The 19610-nt window shown below is 63.3% G+C and carries 2 protein-coding genes; both read left to right on the top strand.

Annotated features, from left to right (window positions below; all coding sequences use genetic code 11):
• Positions 1 to 415: 415 nt before the first annotated feature.
• Positions 416 to 18778 (top strand): leukotoxin LktA family filamentous adhesin, encoded by an 18363-nt coding sequence (locus ACEXP3_RS18760; protein ID WP_377298598.1) that lies wholly within the window; start codon positions 416 to 418, stop codon positions 18776 to 18778.
• A gap of 114 nt (positions 18779 to 18892) precedes the next feature.
• Positions 18893 to 19600, top strand: coding sequence for an invasion associated locus B family protein (locus ACEXP3_RS18765; RefSeq protein WP_377298599.1), 708 nt, complete (start codon positions 18893 to 18895; stop codon positions 19598 to 19600).
• Positions 19601 to 19610 lie beyond the last annotated feature (10 nt).

Raw genomic sequence — 19610 nt, forward strand, 5'->3', positions numbered from 1 at the left:
ACTCACTAAAGTCGGGCTTGGCACTTAAAAAATCTCATAGAATCAATTGACTGACTTTCATGAGGCGGAAGAACCTCTGAGTTCTGGTCGGCGGGGCTGCGATGGTCCGTGCACGACCCGCATATCCGCGGTGTGCGACAAGCGCCGAGATGGCTGTCACCGACCGGAGAACGCAGCTTTAGCGTGACGTCTTCAAAAATACACTATTCAGTCTATTAAAATATGTACTTATAAAACAACAACAAATATTTGAAACCTCACCACATCCGCATCTAGACTTCCATTTTTCAACTCTGTATCTCTAGAAACATCGGGTGGAATCGGATCAGTATTATTTATTACTAAAATATACTGGCCGATTGAAAAAATTGAGAAGGTGCGGCCGATGCTGGGCGGCGCCGGGGGTTCTTTGAAAATGGTTGATCGGTCTCGTCACTGGTATCCTGGTTTTGCGCGTTTTTCCCGCACGCTGACGGCCACTGTCGTGTCAGGAAGTCTGGCGCTTCAGCCCTTCCTCGTGCACGCGCAGCAAATCGTCATCGACGGACGCACGCAAACCTCGCTGCAGGTGCACGGCGCCGTGACGGACGTGGCGACGAAGACGATCGCCAATGGCAATGCGCTGAACTCGTTTTCCAAGTTCAACGTCGATTCCGGCAATACGGTCAATCTCTATGTGCCCGAGGGCGCCGACCGTCTGCTGAACATCGTCCGCGACACCCAGACCTCGATCAACGGCATCCTGAACAGCTACCAGCACGGCGAGATCGGCGGCGACGTTTACTTCCTCAATCCCCACGGGGTGGTGGTGGGTGAAGGCGGTGTCGTCAATACGGGCCGCCTGACGCTGCAGACACCGACCTCCGACTTCGTCGATGGCCTGATCGACAACCGCGGCGCAATCAGCCATGCGCAGGTGGATGCCGCCGTGCGCGGCGAGATCCCGCTGTCGAAGGACGGAAGCGTGCGCATTCTGGGCGAGGTGAATGCCCGCGACCAGCTGATCATCCGCTCGGCCAGCCAGGAAATCCACGGCACGGTGCGGCAAGGAGCCGAAGCCTCGCGTGCCATTTTCGAGCATGTCGTCAACACGGATGGCCTGCAGAAAGGGGCGCAGTCGGTCGCGGTCGGCGCCGACGGCACGATCTCGCTGCTGGGAGCGGGCCAGACGACGACCGCACCCAAGATGATCGCGCTGGACCAGAAAGCCGACACGCGCACCGAAACTTCGCTCACCATCCGTGAGGGCCTGGTCGACATCTCGACCAACACCATCAACGGCAACAATGCCTACAACTCCTTCAGTGTCTTCGACGTCTATGCCGGGCAGACGGTCAATCTGATCGTTCCCTCGACCGTCTCCAACCTGATCAACGTCGTCCACGACAAGCAGTCGAACATTGACGGCCAGCTCAACACATTGAAGAACGGCCATGTCGGCGGCAATGTGTTCTTCCTCAACCCCTACGGCATCGTGGTCGGCGCCAGCGGCATCCTGCGGGCCGACAGCATCACGCTCGCCACCCCCTCCACCGAGGATGTGGATCAGCTTCTGAAGACCGGTCGCGCGCCGGCGCAAAATGACGCGCTCTCGCTTCTGACGCTCGGCGCGTTGCAGAAGAACAGCAAGGGCATCGTCAACGTCGCGGGCGTCGTGCAGGCGAAGTCTAACGTTACGGTGGCGGCAAAGGATGTCGATCTCTCCGGCCGGTTGACCGTGGAAGGTTCAGGCGCTGCCGGTATTGCGCCGCAGATCGTGGTGCAGTCGGTCGAGGACACCGTGATCAACGGCGCGGGCATCCGCGCCGATGGCGCAAACGGCCGCGATGCCGGCTCGATCAGCATCCGCTCCGGCAACGACGTGACGGTGAAGGCAGGCAGCCTGATTTCGGCAAGCGGCAAGGGCGCCAACTCCGACGGCGGTTCGGTGGTCATCTTCGCCGAGAACGAATCACAGCTGGCGGCGGACGCCTCGGTGATGGCGCTCGGCGGCGACGTGTCGGGCAATGGCGGCTTCATCGAATTCAGCGGCCGCAATGTCGCGACCCTGTCCGGCGGCACGCTGGAAGCCGCCGCCTTCTTCGGCGAAGGCGGCAAGGTGCTGATCGATCCGGCCCAGATCGTCATTGCCGCCAACACCTGCCTCGGTTGCGGCGGGGCCTATTCCGGCGCCATTTCGGCCGGCACTACCTTCAGCCTTCAGGCCAGCCAAAGCATCACGCTGGCGCAAAACGTCTTCCTCTCCACCCGCCAGGTGGGCGGCGCGACCGATCGAAACAGCCATGCCAACGCTGCCTCCACCGGTGCCTCAGGCAATGTCGAACTAACGGCTGCCAAGATCGACCTGAAGAGCGGTTCGGCCATCTATGCCCAAGGCAGCGGCAATTATGCCGGTGGCGACGTGACCCTCTCCGGTCAGACGATCAACCTCGAAAACGCAACGATCTCCGGCAACAATGTGGCGCTCGCCGCCAGCGACGAACAGTCGGATTCCGTCGCCTTCCTCGTGCAGACCGGCACGGCCTTCAGCAGCGTCAACATCACTAAAGGCAGCCGCATCAAAGCAGATGGCACGCTGGACGTGACCGCGACCGCCTCCTCGGTGGTCGAGGATCTCAGCCTCAACGTCAACCGCCCCTATCTGCTCTCCTCGGCCAACAAGGCCACCGCTTCTGTCACGATCGACAATTCGAGCCTCACCGCCCAGGACGATGTGACCGTCGAAGCCAATGCCAAGACCGTTTCGCTCGCCAGCGACCTCCTGACCGACAGCGTTCTACCCATTCCGATTCCCTTCGATGCCGCCGTAGGCGTCGCGCTCTCCAGCGCCACGGTCAATGTGCAGAACGGATCGAACATCACCAGCGACACGGCAAGCGTCAGCCTGACGGCCGACAGCCGCGCCGAGGTCGAGGCGATCGCGACCGCGCGCAACATTACCTTCGGACAGGCTTCGCTTCCCTATGCGGCTGCCGTTTCGGTTGGCGTTCTCACCAATGATGCAACGGTCAATGTCGACAATTCGACGCTGACGGCCGCCGAGGACGTCAATGTCCGCGCTTATGCACTGAGCGACAACAGCAACACCTTCAACGTACTGGCCGGTGGCTCCACCACCGGTGCGCTCGGCATCGGTTTCAACTTCACCGATCACCAGGCGGTTGCCCGCGTTCATAATTCCGACGTGACCGCCACCAATGGTGATGTCAACGTCCAGACCGAAAGCATTTTGCGCGCCGAACAGGCTGGAACGCTGTCGGTGAAGGACAGCGCGACCGACAACATTCTCGACCTCCTGGACGGCGTGGTCACGGCCGTGGTGGACGAATTCTTCACGGACGATGGCGAGGTCAACGAGACCGGCGACAAGATCACCACCTACTGGGAAATTACCAAGGATGCCGCGACAGCGATCGATGCGCTGGCCTCCGTCTATAGTGCTGCCTGGGGCGAAAAATCCGGGATTTCCGGCAAGCGTCAGGAAGGCAAGGACAAGGTCTGGGGTGCGGCCGCAGGCGCGTTGATTGCCCTTGACAACAGCTCGGCGGAAGTGACGGCGGATGGCGGAAAATCCGTCAGCATCACCGCCGGCGGCGACCTCAACGTTGAAAGCCGTTCGAATGCGCTGACCATGAACTCCGTCGCAAGCGAAGTGGCTTACGAAGGCGAAGGGGGCAGCGCTACCTCGCTGTCACTCAATCTTTCCTACGAGAACATCTCCAACCGCGCCCTCATCGATGGCGCCGGCGGCACGCTCGCAGTGGATGCAGGTGCCGTTTCGGTGCAGGCGACGCAGTTCGAGACCACAACGGATCCGGATGACGAAGAAGTCGAATATCTGGAGTTCCGGGGCGAGGAAATGAATGCCGGGCACTATGCCAATGGTCGCAGCGTCATCGCCAATGCCCGCGCGGCAGCGCCGGATGCGACGGCCAACACCTATGCGATCGGCATTGGCGTTTCCATGCGGGATGTGGAGGCCTATGTCGATAACGCCGCCTTGAAGCTTGCGGAGGACGGTGCGCTGTCGATCGGCGCGGAGAACGTGCTGTCCGTCCTCTATATGGAAGCCGGTGACGCCGAAGACATGGCGGTGCTGGCGCAGGAAGCTGCGACGGGGCGCCTTGCCGATCAACTTTCCGAAATTCGCGATGCGAAGGCGGCCGCCAAGGCTGCCGCCGAGAGCGAAAAGGCCAATGCGACGACAGCCGAGGCGAAGGCTGCAGCCGACAAGAAGATTGCCGCGGCCGATGCCGACCTGAAGAAGGCGGAAGCCCAGGAGGCCAAGGTCGAGGAAACGAAGACGGAAGCGGAAGCCGCAGCCGCGAACCCGGTTGCCTCGCTCGGTTCCACCTATACCGTTGGCTTCAACATGATCGACCAGAACACCAAGGCTGAGCTTCGCGGCGGAGCCTCGGTCGGTTCGGAAGTGTCGAACGGCGTCCTGTCCGGCGCGGTGGGTGATATCGCAGTGACTGCGCATTCCGGCATGGAAGGCGGGCTCAGCACCTATGCGACGCTGAACGGCGGCAGCGCAAAATCTGCCTCCAGCGGCACGGCCCTTAACATCGGCGTGAACGTGCTGCTCGGCGAAACGACGGCCAAGATTGCCGAGAAGGCAGGCTCCGGTGGTGGGTCGAATGCCCAGAACACCCTGGCCTCGAGCGGCGACGTCACGGTCAGCGCCCGCAACGAGACCTCCTTCCAGATCGTCAACAAAAGTGCGACGCCGGAGAAGATGTCCGGGGACGCCACCTCTGCCAACCTGATCACGCTCTCCGGCGGCATCCAGATGCTGGACACCGGCGCGCGCCTGGAGCGCAGCGTGCTGGCCGATGGTGCGCTGACCGTGGAGGCAGCGAGCGCCAATACGGTGGCAACCTACCTGATCGGCACGACGGCAGGTGGCGCGGTGGCGCCCGTCAGCAACGCCGTGACCAACGGGCTCGACCTGATTGCCAGCATTGCCGGCTACGACCTCGGCGATGAGGAAGAGGAAGGCGAGCCGCCGGCAGACGAGGGGGACGAAGATGAGACTTCTTCCAACGCCAAGCTTGGCATCGGCGCCATTCTGAACGTCGCAATGGTGGCGAGCGCCCTTCGCAACAGCGCCTCGATGATGGAATCGGCCGAGAAGGCCATGAGCGCGGAAGAAGACGCGCAGGGCGTGATGAAGGAGCAGGGCAAGAAGGACTTCGTCCTCAGCGCCGGCTTCTCCTATAATTCCTTCGACAGTCTGGCGGAAACCGCCTCTAACCTGACGCTGCGCGGCGAAGGCGTGACGGTCGGCGCCTACAATGTCACTGACGCTGATGTAACCGTCACGTCGAATTCGGAATTCGACGAAGGCGCCGGCGCGACAGTTCTGTCGGTGGCCGCCAACCTTGCCAACCAGGACAACCGTGCCCTGATCGGCTCCGGCAGCACGATCATCGTCGGTCAGGATGGCCTGACCGTCGAGGCCGCCACCAAGGCCTATGGCACTGATGAGAATGGCGACGAGACGCTGGATGACGACACCAGTGATTTCTTTGCCCGCAGCACCGGCAAGTCCGGCCTGAAGGGCAAGCAGATGATCATCGCGCTTGGCCTCAATATCGTCGACTTCGAGAATGAGGCAACCGTCGGCAACAATGTGACTGTACTGTCGCAGGCTGCTTACGACGCAGCCAACCAGTCCGATCTCGCCGGCGTGATCGCCAGCGGCGACGACAAGCCAGCCGTTTCTGTGAACTCGGCCGCCGCCATGACGCTGAAAGCCGAAGGCAACGCCGCCAACGGCACCAATGGCCTGTTCTTCGATGGCGAGGACGGCCTGCTCGGCTATTACGAGTCCACCGAAGGCATGCGCGGCGGCGCGCTCGGCCTGTCTATTGCCAAGATGGCAACGCCGCTGATCGCCGGCTATTTGGACGCCCGCGTGAAACAACGTCAGTCCGAACTTACAGAAGGTCATAGTGCCGCTGGAGAGGGCGATGCCAAGGGCTTCGGCATCGGCATCAATATCGGCTCCATCGATGTCACGTCCAAGATCGGCGACGACAATGCGATCGTCGATATCGGCGATCTTGCGGTCACCACTGATGCGCAGGTCCGCACCAGTGCACAGGGCGTGGCCGGTACCGGCCCCTCGGGCGAGATCCTCAGCCTTTCGCCGGAGGCGAGCGAATCGGCTGCCACCGCCATGGATGCTGCGGCGGCGATCAACGTTGTCTATGGCGATGTCTCGGCCGCCATCGGCACGACGCGCACCGGCACGCTGCGTGCCGCCGATGCCGATGCGGACCTCGAGGCGCTTCTCGCCGACGGCTACATCTATGCCGATACGGTGACGGTCAGCGCCAAGACCCAGGCCATGGCCGAGGCGACCGCTGACGGCAAGGCGGCCGGTGCCCAGGCGGCGGATGGCGCTGCCGGTGCCATCAACCTGCATGATTTCGACACGACCGCCACGCTGTCTGCCTCCATCCGTGCCACCGGCGATGTGGCGGTTACCGCCACCTCCGATACGGTGGAAGTGGTCAGTGCCGAGGCCTCTGCGCGCGGCACGCCGGTGGAAGCCTATGCCTCGAAGCTGAAGAGCTCGGTCAACAACCTGCTGATAGGCACCAACGGCAGCAATCCGAACACCAGCATCTTCGGCCGGGCCGCCGACCGCTTCAAGAGCACCTATGACAAGGTCAGCAGCACGACCGAAGAACTGAACAATGCCAAACCCACCCAGGCCTTTGCTGCGGCTGTCGGATTCAACTTCGCCGATCACGATACCAAGGCGATCGTCTCCGACAATGTGAAGATCGAAACGCCCGGCGCAATCAGCGTCATTGCCGACCATGATGCCATGTCGATGGTCGAAGCCTCCGGTGCAGCCGTTCTCAGCGACGACGCAACCGGCGCGGCGATGAGCATCAACGTCATCAACACCACGGTGGCGGCCAATATCGGCAAGAAAGTCGTGCTGGGCACCGCTGCAACGCAGGCCGGCGACGTGACTGTCCAGGCGATGAGCCGGTTCAATACGGGCGTCAATGTCGATGATCTCCTAGTCTACAAGACCGATGACGACGGCAATTACATTCTCGAAAACGGCGAGAAGGTTCTCGACGAAACCTTCCCCGATTTCACCTATTCTGCCGAAGCCATCGCCGGTGCCGGCGGCAAGGGCTCCGCGCTGACGGGCGCGTTTGCCGCGACCGTCTATCTCGGCGATACCGCGACGACGCTCGGCAACGGCGTCAAGATCAATGCGACCGGCGACACGACGATCGGCGCCTATGACCGCTCTCAGGTCGCCAACAAGGCCTGGGGCGTGTCTGCCGCGCTTGGCACCGGGACGAGCGTCAACAAATCGGCACGCGGCGCCGTCGGCTCGATCATCTATCGCGGCCGCTCCGTGACCACCACCATCGGCACCGACCTTGATCTTCAGACGGAGGGCGCAGCCGATATCGTCGCCAAGGTTCTGATGCCATCCGAGGCCTGGGTGGGGTCAGACGATGACGGCGTCACCTCCTCCACCACCTGGCTCGACTATGTCGATCCGTTGCTGGGCGGCGACCTTGCCGCACCCTTGCGCAAGGCCGATCCGGCGGTGACGCAGTCGCTGCACAACCAGGTGATCGCCGCCGCGGCCGCCGGCCAGAGCACGCAGGCCTCCTTCAGCGGCGCGCTCGGCATTACGGTTGCCAACGGCGTCACGAAGGTGACGATCGGCGATCGCGCCCATGTCGAGGCCGACACGATCAATGTCGAAAGCCGAATGAACCAGGAAATGCTGGGTATCGGTGGTTCGCTGACGGTCAGCCTTTCGGGCTCTGGCGGCACCTTCGGCGTGCAGGGTGCCGTCAACGTGGTGATGGACGACGTGCTGACCTCTGTTGGCAAGGGCGGCGTCTTCGTCGCCAATGGCGGCGGGGCCGACTTCACCTCCGAAGCCGAGACGCAGGCGATGTCGATCACCGCGGTTGCCTCGCTGTCCGGCTCCAGCTCGACGACGGTTGCGGCCAACATCGCGTCCAACACCTTCCAGAGTTCGGCCAAGACATCGATCGCGGACAACGTGTCGATCACCTCGGCCGACGATACCAACATTACCTCGCGCAATGCCATTGAGGCCTTTGCCTTTGCCGGCGCACTCGGCGTCAGCTTCGGCGGCGCCAATCCGGTTGCCGCCACCGTGGTCAGCAACACGCAGCTCTCTTCGGCTAAGAGCCTGCTCGCCTCCGGCGTGACCGTGACCTCGACTGACGGCTCCGTCAATCTCGGCGCCGCCACCAGCGAACGGCTTCTGTCCGTGCCGGTGGCCGGCGGTGGCCGTGCAGGTGTTTTGAGCGTCACTGTGGTCGACAGCACCACGCGCGCCGTTGCAGACGCAACGTCGACGCTGACGGCCGAGAACGGCGATGTCTCGGTGACGGCAGAGAACACGTCTGACGTGCTGGAAATCGCCGGTACCATTGCCTTCTCCATGAATGGTGCCGCCTTCGGTCTCACAATGCCCGGCACCGGCGTCAACAAGACGGTGGAAGCGCAGATCGGCAACGCCGAGGCGCGCAACATAGAGATTGCCGCGCGCTCCTCCAACGATATCCGCCAGCTGGCCGGCGCCGGCGCCGCTAGCACGCAGAGCACGGGCGCAGGCGGAACGGTATCCGTTCTGGTTCTGGATAACGACGTGACCGCCCGTATTGCCGCAGGTGCCACCGTGACGGCCAACGGCAATGTCTGGCTGGATGCGGCCGATGACAGCAGCCTGCTGCAGTTCGGCGGCGGCATCGGCGCCGGCCAGAATGTCGGCGTCGGCGCAAGCGTCGGTTCGCTGGTCGTGCTCGGCAATACGCTGGCCGAGGTCGGCAGCAATGCGACCGTCACGGCACGCGGACTGGAGAGCGACGTTGTGACCTTCCAGCAGTTGCAGGAGGTGGATGAGGCGAAGGAATCGCAACGGACCGGCATTGTCGGTAGTTTCGAGGCACTGGAAGATACCGGCCTTGCCTTTGCCGACGACGTGAAGGCAGCCTTCGATACGCTCGGGGATGTCGGCAAGTCGAAGGCGGAGCGCGATGCGCTGCTCGCCATGCCGACGACGACGCGTACCGCCAAGGGTTTTGTGATGACCGCCAACGGCGATCATCGCGCCGTCGCCATCTCGCTGGCCGTCGGTGCCTCGACCGGGACTGCCGGCGTCGGCGGCGTCGTGGATGTCGGCGTGTTCAGCAATACCGTGACGGCGCATGTCGCAAACGGCGCCAGCATCAATGAAGGTCTGACGGCTGCGACGCTTGGCGATTACGGTTCCAGCCAGGATACGATCATCAGTGCCCAGTCGACGGGCCGCATGATCGGCTTTGCGGGTATGGTCGGCGCTGCCGCCACGGCCGGCGTCGGCGGCGGCGCGACCGTCAACGTCTTCAGCGGCACGACCGAAGCCGTCGTCGATAGCGGCGCGGTGGTCAAGGCCCGGCGGGACGTTGAACTCGCCGCCCGGCGCCAGCAACAGATCGGCGTCGCCGGCTTCGCCATGGGTGCGTCGAGCGGTGCAGCCGGCGTGGGTGCTGCGGTCAACGTGACGACGATTTCCGGAACGACGCTTGCCCGCCTCGACGGCCGCGCGGACGCCTATCGCGACGTCTCCATCAGCGCGCGCGAAAGCTCGCAGCATCTCGAAGTGGTCGGTGCGATCGGCGTGGCCGGCACGGCCGGCGTCGGCGGTGCGATCAACGTTGCCGTCGCCAGCAGCACCACCTCCGCCGTTCTCGGCGCCTCCGGTGCGATCAATGCAATCGGCGATACCAGCATCACGGCGCGCGCCCGCGAATATATCGGCAACATCATCGTCGCCGGTGGCGTGGGCGGCACGGTCGGCGTCGGCGCCTCGATCAACGTGGTCGATTCCCGCCGCGGCATCTCCTCCTATGCCTATGGCCGCATCAACCAGGATGCCGCCTTCCAGTCGGCCGGCAGCGGCCAGGATGTCGAGATTGAAGCGTCCAGCGCAATCGACATGTATCGCCTGGTCGGCGGCCTCGGCGGCGGCGGCACGGTCGGCGTCGGTGTGAGCTTCGACATGGCGACCATCCTCAACCAGACCGACGCGGCCATCGGTGGCAATGCCAAGGTCTATACCGGCGGCAATGTCGATATCGATGCCGTCTCGGCGAAGAATTATGCCTCCAACACCATTGCCGGCGGCGTCGGCGGCGTGGTGGGCGTCGGCGGCGCGGTGGTCATCAACCGCACCGGCTCCGGCAATCTGAACGGCTACCAGAACAATGACGGTACCTCGGCTGTCGATGGCGGCGGCATGGCTGCCGATATTGACGGTGTTCTCTCCAAGGTCGCGGCGAGCCGTATCCAAAGCAGCGGCAATGCCTCGCTCGACGCGACCGTTGCCAAGGCGAATGGTGCCACGGCCTCCAGCCTCTCCGGTGACGCGACCAGCGTTTCGGCCATGCTGACCAAGGACGGTCATGACCGCACCTCCGCCACCATTGGCGATAGCGCTCAGGTCGTCGCCGGCCGCGCGGTCAGTCTCGCCGCTGCCGATTACGGACGCGTCTACCAGCTGGCCGGAACGGTCGGCGTGGGCGGAACGGTCGGCGTCGGTCTCACCGTCGGCGTCAACGACTTCTCATCCTCGGCAATCACCGCCATCGGCAACAATGCCCGCGTAACCGCAGGCACCACGCTCTCGATGGATGCAGAAAACGTCTCCGTGCTGGAGGCGGTCAACTTTGCCGGGGCGGCCGGTCTTGTCGGCGTGGCCGGCTCGATCAACTACAACCGCCTGCGCAACACGGCCAATACGTCGATCGGCGCCGGGGCTCAGGTCACCGCCTCCCAGGCCCAGATCATTGCCGAAAACGAGCAGAATCTGGCCGCGACCACCATCGGTATCGCGGGCGGCTTTGTCGGTGTTGGCGTCTCCTATACGCGCGCCGAACTGGAAGGCGGCGCCTTCACGACGATCGGCAACGGTGCGACGGTAACGACCCTCTCGGGCGATCTCGACGTGCTGGCCGAACAGCGCTTCCGCATGTCGGTTGACGGACTGGCGGGTGCTGGTGGTGCCGTGGCTGGCCAGGCGGCGGTCTCTGAAATCGAGGAAGACAGCGACGCTACGGTGCAGCTCGGCGACAACGTGACGCTCGACTCGGCCGGCGTGCTCAACCTTGAGGCTCAGAATCTCGGCTGGTCGGTCTCCAACGTTGTCGGCATCGCGTTCGGCGCGGTCGCGGCCGGCTATGTCCATTCCTATGCCGAAAGCTATGGCGATGCCTCGGTATTGGCCGGCAACAACCATCACCTGACCGGCAGCGCGGTGGACATCTCCGCTCTCGTCGGCGACCTGCAGTCGGTCGGTCGTCTGGCCGGTTCCGCTACGCTCGGCACGATCGCCGGCGACCGCAGCGCCGTTGCAACTGCACTTGAATATATCGGCCTCGTCCGCTCGACCTATCGGCGCGCCGACAGCTTCGCGCTGGCGGCCGCCGGTGGCATTGGGGCAGCGCAGGGCAGCAACATCGCCGCGATGACGGGCAACGATACCCTTGTCGACCTCGGCTATGGCCAGATCACTGCGCGCAGCGGCGATGTCGACATCAGCTCTGAAAATGAGGCATCGCTGCAGACCAAGATCATCGGCATCACCGTCGGCGCCCTGTCGCTCGGTGCGCATGTGGCGCAGACGAAGAACGAGAACAACAGCCGCATCGTCCTCGGCTCCTCGATCAATGCGAAGGATATTTCCATCCTCGCCAACAGCGACACCCGCGCCACGGCGGAGAGCTTCGCCGTGTCCGGCGGCATCTATACGGCCGGCATTTCCATGGCCAAGGTGATCGACCGCGGCGCGACAACCATCGAATTGCGCGATCTCGGAACGGTGACGACCGGTGACGACATCAGCGCGACCGGCACGATCATCATCAAGGCCGATCACGAACGCCACTTCGACGGCAAGATGAACTCCTTCGGCGTCGGCCTGGTGGGCGGCGGCGACGGCACCACCGTTTACGACGTGGCAGGCTCCTCGACGGTCGACATCGGCGACAACCGCAAGATCGTCTCGAAGACCTATGACGATCAGAGCAATGGCGAGAACATCCAGATCCTCGCCCGTAACGCAATCGCCAAGGACCTGTTCAGCGGCACCAATCTCAACCTGAAGGCCTATGGCGCAATTGCCGTGGCCGAGGTGGATTCGGACATTACTGTCAAGACCAATACCGGTGTTGCGATCGGCCGCAATGCTCAGATCTATTCGGCGGGCGACCTCACCATCAAGTCGATGGCGAACGTCAGCGGCGACGATGTGATCACCATCGATTCTGCCGGTGCGGCTGCCGCCGCCACGGGCAAGACGAAGTTTACCCACACCGGAACGACCGGCGACCGTGCGCAGTCCTTTGTCACGGTGGGTGATTCGGCCGCGCTGTTTGCCGGCGAGCACCTGGAAGCCTCGGCCGTGACCGACACCAACATCTCGACCTCAGGCGACGGCTCGGCCTATGGCCTTGGCGCCACGCTGCGGGTTGATTCGGTCAGCGCGTCCACCTCGGACAACGTGGTGACGATCGGCACCAATGCCACCGTGACCAGCTACGGCGACGTCTTCCTGGGCGCCGGCGAGGACTATGTGGCGGCCGACAACACGACGGCGCTCGCGGGCGATCGCCTTGTCGGCTATCGTATCAACAACAATACGGTTGCTTCCTCGGTCGTTTCGATCATCGGGGCTGCCATCGGCATTCCGCGCGACAATATCTCGCGCGCCACCAGCGACCAGCACAACCTCCTGAACATTGCCAGCGGCAGCAAGGTCCAGTCGGCCGACAACCTGCATGCGGGGGCCTCCGACGACCTGCGGGGCGGTGCCACGGCCTATATCGACGTGCGCAACTATTCCGCAACGAGCTTCCTGACGGCCTTCATGGACATCAAGGGCGTTGGCAAATCCAGCAAGGCCGGGGTGGTCAATCTCAACGGCACGCTGGAAACGGGTGCCGACCGCACCCGCTGGATTTCAATCGACGGCACCGATGCGAACTCCGTCTCCGGCAAGGGCTACAACTGGCGCAAGGGTGTGAGCAAGTCCGGGAATACGTGGAACGTGAACTATGAGGCGCCGCTCGGCGACGTGGTGCTGCGCACGGGCGTCAACCATGGCGGTCTGATCGGCACGGGCACCATCGTGACCCCGCGCGACGCGGATCTGCGCGTGGTCAACACCTCTTCGAACGCGCTGTCGATCACCGGCCTGTCGATCCCCTATCTCGTCGGCGGCAAGCTCTACGTCAACGGAACGCAGGTGAAGCAGAACGGCTCGGCGCTGCTCGGCACGGTCAACTACGCGCTTCCGACCGAACAGAGCATGCTCTCCGTCGTCAGCACCAATGCCGCCGGCGCCGATTTGACCGTCAACGGCCAGATCAGCAATCTCGGTGGCTCGGTGACGCTGGCCAACATCTATGGCTCCGTGTCGCTGCAAGCGCGCGTTCAGGCGGCCGATCTGACCATCCTGGCCGGTCGTGACTTCCGTATCGACAGCGATGACGACATCAACCTCGGCAACGATCCGATCAGCGAGTACAGCAACCTCGCCAATTCCTACAACAACACGCAGACGGCCTCCAATTCGGACGTCAAGCTGTCGTCCTCCGGCACGCCGCAGGGTGCTGCCGGCTCGATCGAAGCGCTCGGCAACATCTATATCAAGGCCGCGGCGGTCAACATCAACGGCACCATCCGCTCGGGCGTCAGCGGCCGCGACACCACGGTGACGCAGGCGCAGGTCAATTCGGCCCTGTCGAGCAACCAGAAGACCCGTTACGAGCAGACCAAGAGCGAATCCGATCGCTACTATCAGCTCAATGCGGGCCTCGGCTTCGATCCGCTGACGGCAACGCGCGAGCAGCTGGCCAGCATCTCGATCGATGATCTTGCCGAAATTCCGCTCTATTACGACTACGCGACCGGTCACATCGTCGCGAAGAACCTGCAGGCGGAAGGCGGCACCATCGTGATCGAAGGGCGCATCGCCAGCACCGGCCGCGGCAAGGTGGAAGCGCTGGACGGCTATGCCCGCTTCGACATCACCAACCAGTCGACCAGCGCGCTCGAACTGCGCGACATCGACACCGGCGATGGCGTAGAAGGCACGATCGTCTTCAACGACCACAACTACCAGACGGCCGACAGCAGCTACCTGCAGACCCGCTGGGCCCGCGTCGGCAGCGATATCGTCAAGTACGAGAATACCTCTAACCAGCTGACGAACGGCGTGGCGATGACGCAGGTGGCAACAGGCGCCGCAGCCGCGACCTATGATCCGATGGCCGGCCAGCGCTACAAGTGGACCGTAACGGCCGATTATTATGATCTGGAACAGTTCTACTCGCACCACGAGGACAAGAGCGATGGTGAGGATGACGTCAACGACATCATCAGCCACCAGAACGGCGCCGACTGGACCTCTGCCGATTACAGCTGGATCCGCAACAAGCTGACCGGCGGTGACTGGGAACGCTGGGGTGATGACCATCAGAGCTGGTCGAGCCCGACCTATGGAAGCGATCCAGTCGGCTCCCTGATCGTCGACACCTCCGATAGCTCCGAATTCCACTATACCCGTCAGGTCACCGAAACGGGCCGCGAGGTGGAGAACTTCCAGAGCGAGACGGTGTGCGAGACCAGCGTTCTCGGCATCTGCTTTGACTACGAAGTCCGTCCGAAGATGGACTACCGCATCTATTACCACAGCAACCAGACCTATTCGGTGAAGGCGGACAAGGCGATCAATATCGGCTTCTTCGGCGAGGATACCGGACGGATCGCCGTGGACAGCCAGGGTGACGTCCTGATCGGCGGCACCGTTCGCAACGTGACTGGCGAAACGGTGCTGACCAGCCATCAGGGCGGAATCTACACGGCCGAACAGGACGGCCAGAAGGGTGTGCTGATTGCCAACAACGTCACGCTGACCGGCAATACCAGCATCGGCAGCTCGGCCACCGACACGTTCCGCATCGAGCAGACGGGCGACAATGCCATCGTCAATGCCACGGCACCGAACCTCTATCTCGAAGAGGTTGCGGGTGGCCTGCGCCTCGGCCAGGTCAATGTCGATACGGCGAAGACGGCCAATGGCGGCGACCTGACGCTGATCGCGCGCGGCGACATCGATTTCCGCGCCTCCAACATGGGCTCGGTGGTTACGGCGGGCCGGATTAAGCTTGAAAGCAAGACCGGCAAGATTCTCACCAATGTCGCCGACAACGGACTGGACGTGGACACCGATGCGGCGGACGGTGGCACGCTGAGCGTCAAGACGAAGGATCCGAATGCGGTCACCATCCGCGAAGTGTCCGGCGACCTGCGCGTCGATACGATCGACATTGCCGGCGACCTGACGCTGATGGTCAATGGCGATCTGCTGAATGGAAAGGACGATGCCCTCGATCTGACAGCCTACGACGCAGGCTTCGCAAGCTATCTCGACAGCCGCGGCGTCGGTACGGCGTCCTACACGCAGAGTGAGACCGAACTCGTCAACGATGCCAAGGCCGAGCAGATGACGCAGATGTATAAGGCCTACTGGAAGATGCGGGGTGCCGGTTCCGGCAGCACCAATAGCCTGGCGCGCGTCGCTGCGACCGAAAGCACGATCGCCCCCTACGACAAGAACTTCGTCTACCACGTGTCGGACACAGACCGGACGGCGCTCAAGGCCAACGGCTTCTCCGATGCCGACATTGTAGCGTATGAGGCGGAGCAGACAGCCTTCTATCACGACGCGCATGACAAGCTAGGCGCCGCTGCCGAAGGCACCTATGACGAGAACTTCACCTACCAGTTGACGGATGCAGAACGCACCGCCAACACGCAGGGCCTGACGCTCGATCGCGACGCAGTCCTCTCGGCTGTCAATGCGGAGGTCGTGGGTGGCAATGCAACCGGTTCGACGCTCGCCAGCAATATCCAGGCCGGCAGCCTCAACATCGACGTCAGCGGCACGATCGGCGATTCCAGCCAGAGCGTGACGCTCAACGCTGACGGCGACAAGACGATGTCCCTGGCGGACATGCAGAAGATGCGCACCGCCCAGGCCGGCGATGTACAGTACCACGACGACGGGACGGTCACGCTGACCAATCATGAGGGCGTGTCGATCAATACCGATGGCACCGTCAGCGTAACCGCCGGTCAGGATGCCTATCTGCAGAGCCAGGGCGACCTCAACGTGAAGACGATTGCGGTCGGCGAAACGCTGCAGCTTGTCACCTCCGGCAGCCTGCTGAACGCCAATGACGACGGCACGGCCAACGCGACCGGTCGCAATCTGATCCTCTCCTCCGCCGGGGACAATCTCGGAACCGCCGACAAGCGCTTCGTCACCGACACCACCGATGACGGCTATGTGCAGCTGCGCACCGACGGTTCGGCCTATCTGTTGGAAAAGACCGGCGATCTGCGCCTGCAGGATGCGGCCGGCCCGACGCTCGACCTGCAGGCCAATGACGGCCGGATCGTCGATGCGTTGAACGACAAGGGCGTGGAGATCAACGGCGACAATGTGAAGCTCTTCGCCCGCGACGGCATCGGCACAGAGGGCGCCGATCTCGACGTGACAACGCGCGTCAAAGGCTCGATCTCGGTAGAGACGCCCGGCGATTCCTTTGTCTATGCCCCGGATCTTCCCGTGACGGTGAAAGAGGCCGTCGTCGGCGGCCTCTCGAAGATCGTCTCAGCCAGCCAGATCCTGGTCGAGGCGGGTCAGACCTTCTCGGCAAGCGTCATCGACTGGTTCGCGCCGGACGACATCACCTTCGAAGAGAACAGCAAGGTCATCTCGCGTGACGGCACTGCCAAGTTCCGCACCGATGCCAATCTGGTGATGGGCGAAGGCTCGACCATTGATGCTGAGGGCAATGGCATCGACATCGGCGCGGCCGGCAATGTCGTGCTGGGCAACCTCGTCAGCACGAAGGGCGGCGACAATGTCATTGTCGTCGATGCCGGTGGTTCGATCAACGGCAATGGCGACAGTCTGAAGGATATCGACGTTTCCGACGATACCGCAGGCGTGACGCTTTCGGCCCATGGCGGTATCGGCGGCGACACGGCGCTCGCCACCAATCTCGCCCGCCTGACCTTCACCAATGTCGATGGCGGCGACGTGGCGATTGAAAACAGCCGCAGCATGACGCTGGAAAACAGCAGCGTGGGCGCGGGCTCTTCCATCAGCGTCTCGACGGCGGGTGACCTGCTGACAGAGGCCGTTACCGCGGTCGATGGCGACATTGCGCTCTCGGCCGATGCCAAGCTGACCCAGGTCCAGAACGCCGTCATCAATGCCGGCACAGGGTCGATTGCGATCACGGCGGGTACGGATGCGCTGCTTTACCGCATCATGACGGCCGGAAACGGCAATATCGATGTGGCCGCGCTGACCGGTGAGGTCAGCCTCAACAAGGACGTCAGCACCGCCGAAGGCTCGATCAGCGTCACAGCCGCGACGGATCTGACACTCGCCGATACTGCCAACGTGACGGCGGCCGGTGCCGGCGACGTGTCGCTGACGGCCACAACTGGCCAGCTGACCCAGAGCGCGCTTGCCGTCATCAACGGCGGCACGGGGTCGGTTTCCCTGTCGGCCGGTACGGATGCGGTGCTGAACCGCATCCTGACGGGCGGCAACGGCAATATCGACGTGGCGGCACTGACGGGCCGGGTCGATCTCAACAAGGAAGTCAGCACCGCCGAGGGCGACATCAGCGTCACGGCCCATACGAACCTCACGCTCGCCGATGCCGCCAACGTGACGGCGGCCGGTGCCGGCGACGTGTCGCTGACGGCCACAACTGGCCAGCTGACCCAGGGCGCGCTTGCCGTCATCAACGGCGGCACGGGGTCGGTTTCGCTGTCGGCCGGTACGGATGCGGTGCTGAACCGCATCCTGACGGGTGGCAACGGCAATATCGACGTGGCGGCGCTGACCGGTCAGATCAACCTGAACAAGGAGATCAGCACGGCAGAAGGCAATATCAGCGTGACGGCCTATACCGACCTGACGCTTGCCGATGCCGGTCACGTGACGGCGGCCGGCGCGGGCAATATTCGCCTTGATGCCACCACCGGGCTGCTGACCCAGGCGCTGGGCGCCATCATCGACGGGGGAACCGGCGATGTGGATCTGCTGGCCGGTCGCGACGCAATCCTGCAGACCGTCCGGACCGCGGGCGACGGCGACATCGGGATCGTCAGCCGCCAGGGCAATGTCTTCCTGCAGAACGATATCGATACCGCGGAAGGCTCCATGAACATTCTGGCCCAGCACAATGTCTTCATCGCGGCCACGTCCGACCTCACGGCGGAAGGGGCAGGGGACATCAATATCCGCACGCTTCAGGACAGCGTCATCCAAGCGCAGGGTTCCTGGATCGACGGCGGCCGCGGTCAGGTGCGTATCCATGGTGCCTTCGATGTGGTGCTGCGCGATGTCCGCTCCAGCTATCCGTCGCGCTACCGGATCATGGCGACGGCCGGCAACTATATCGACGACGGCGGCAATGCCCATCGCAATGTGCTGGACACCGAGATGCGCAATGCCCGCATCGATGTGGCCGCGCTGATGCCGGTGGTGCCGGATGCGGACCTTTACCTGCGGGCGCTGCGTGCCCTGCAGGACGGCCGGGTCGGCATCGTCAACCGCGGCACGAGCGTCGGTGCCGAGGAGGTGGAAAGCGATGAAAATGGAGCCATCGTTCTGGCGCCGTAAACCTGAACCCGTGTGGGAGGGCAGCAATCTGTGGAAGCAGATGGGCTGGCCTCCCGCAGCAACGACCTTCGTGCCACAAGAGCAGCGAAGATTATTTCCAGAAGTGAGGATGTCGTGTCCAAGAATGCATTCCGTTTGAACTCCCTGACCACTGCCTTTGCTGCCTGCCTGGCGCTTGGCGTTGCTGTGCCGCTGGTGGCAGAGGCCGCAGGCACCGGCGACAAGCCGAAGGCCGCCGATGCGGCCGCACCGGCCACCGCAGCCGCTGCGCCGGCCGCCCCAGCGCCAGCCGCACAGCCGGCCGACGCGGCCCAGAAGGGCAAGGATGCCGCCGCCGGCGGCGACGTCCAGAGCGGCCCGAAGGTCACGGTGCAGCAGCACGGCGACTGGCTGATGGAATGCTACGATCCGGCCGTCAACAACGTGAACTGCCAGATCAAGCAGCGGATCGCCCAGAAGGATACCGACCGCAACATTCTGGTGATGAGCATCGCCTTCGACCCGAAGGCCAAGAGCAATGTCATCCAGTATGTGCTGCCGCTGGACTTCCTGCTGACGCCCGGCGTCTCCGTCGAGGTCGGTAGCTACCAGACGACCGCCGGCGTCAACCGCTGCTCGGCCCAGGGCTGCTTCGTCGAAGGCACCACCGACGATGCCTTCATCAAGGCGATGCAGGGCGCCAAGGACGGTGGTCGCGTCGTGATCGTGTCGCGCACCGGCCAGAAGGTTGGCATCGGCTTCTCGGTCGCCGGCTTCTCTAAAGCCTATGAAGAAATGATCAAGGAAAACACGCGGATGGCGGCGCAGCAGCCGAAGGGCTGAGGCAGACACG

Origin of the sequence: Neorhizobium fuzhouense, assembly GCF_042611105.1 — a bacterium.
GTDB lineage: Bacteria > Pseudomonadota > Alphaproteobacteria > Rhizobiales > Rhizobiaceae > Neorhizobium > Neorhizobium galegae_A.

What these genes read in the sequence shown, in the direction of transcription:
- ACEXP3_RS18760 (WP_377298598.1), top strand. Translation starts at nt 416, where the DNA reads ATGGTTGATCGGTCTCGTCACTGGTATCCTGGTTTTGCGCGTTTTTCC.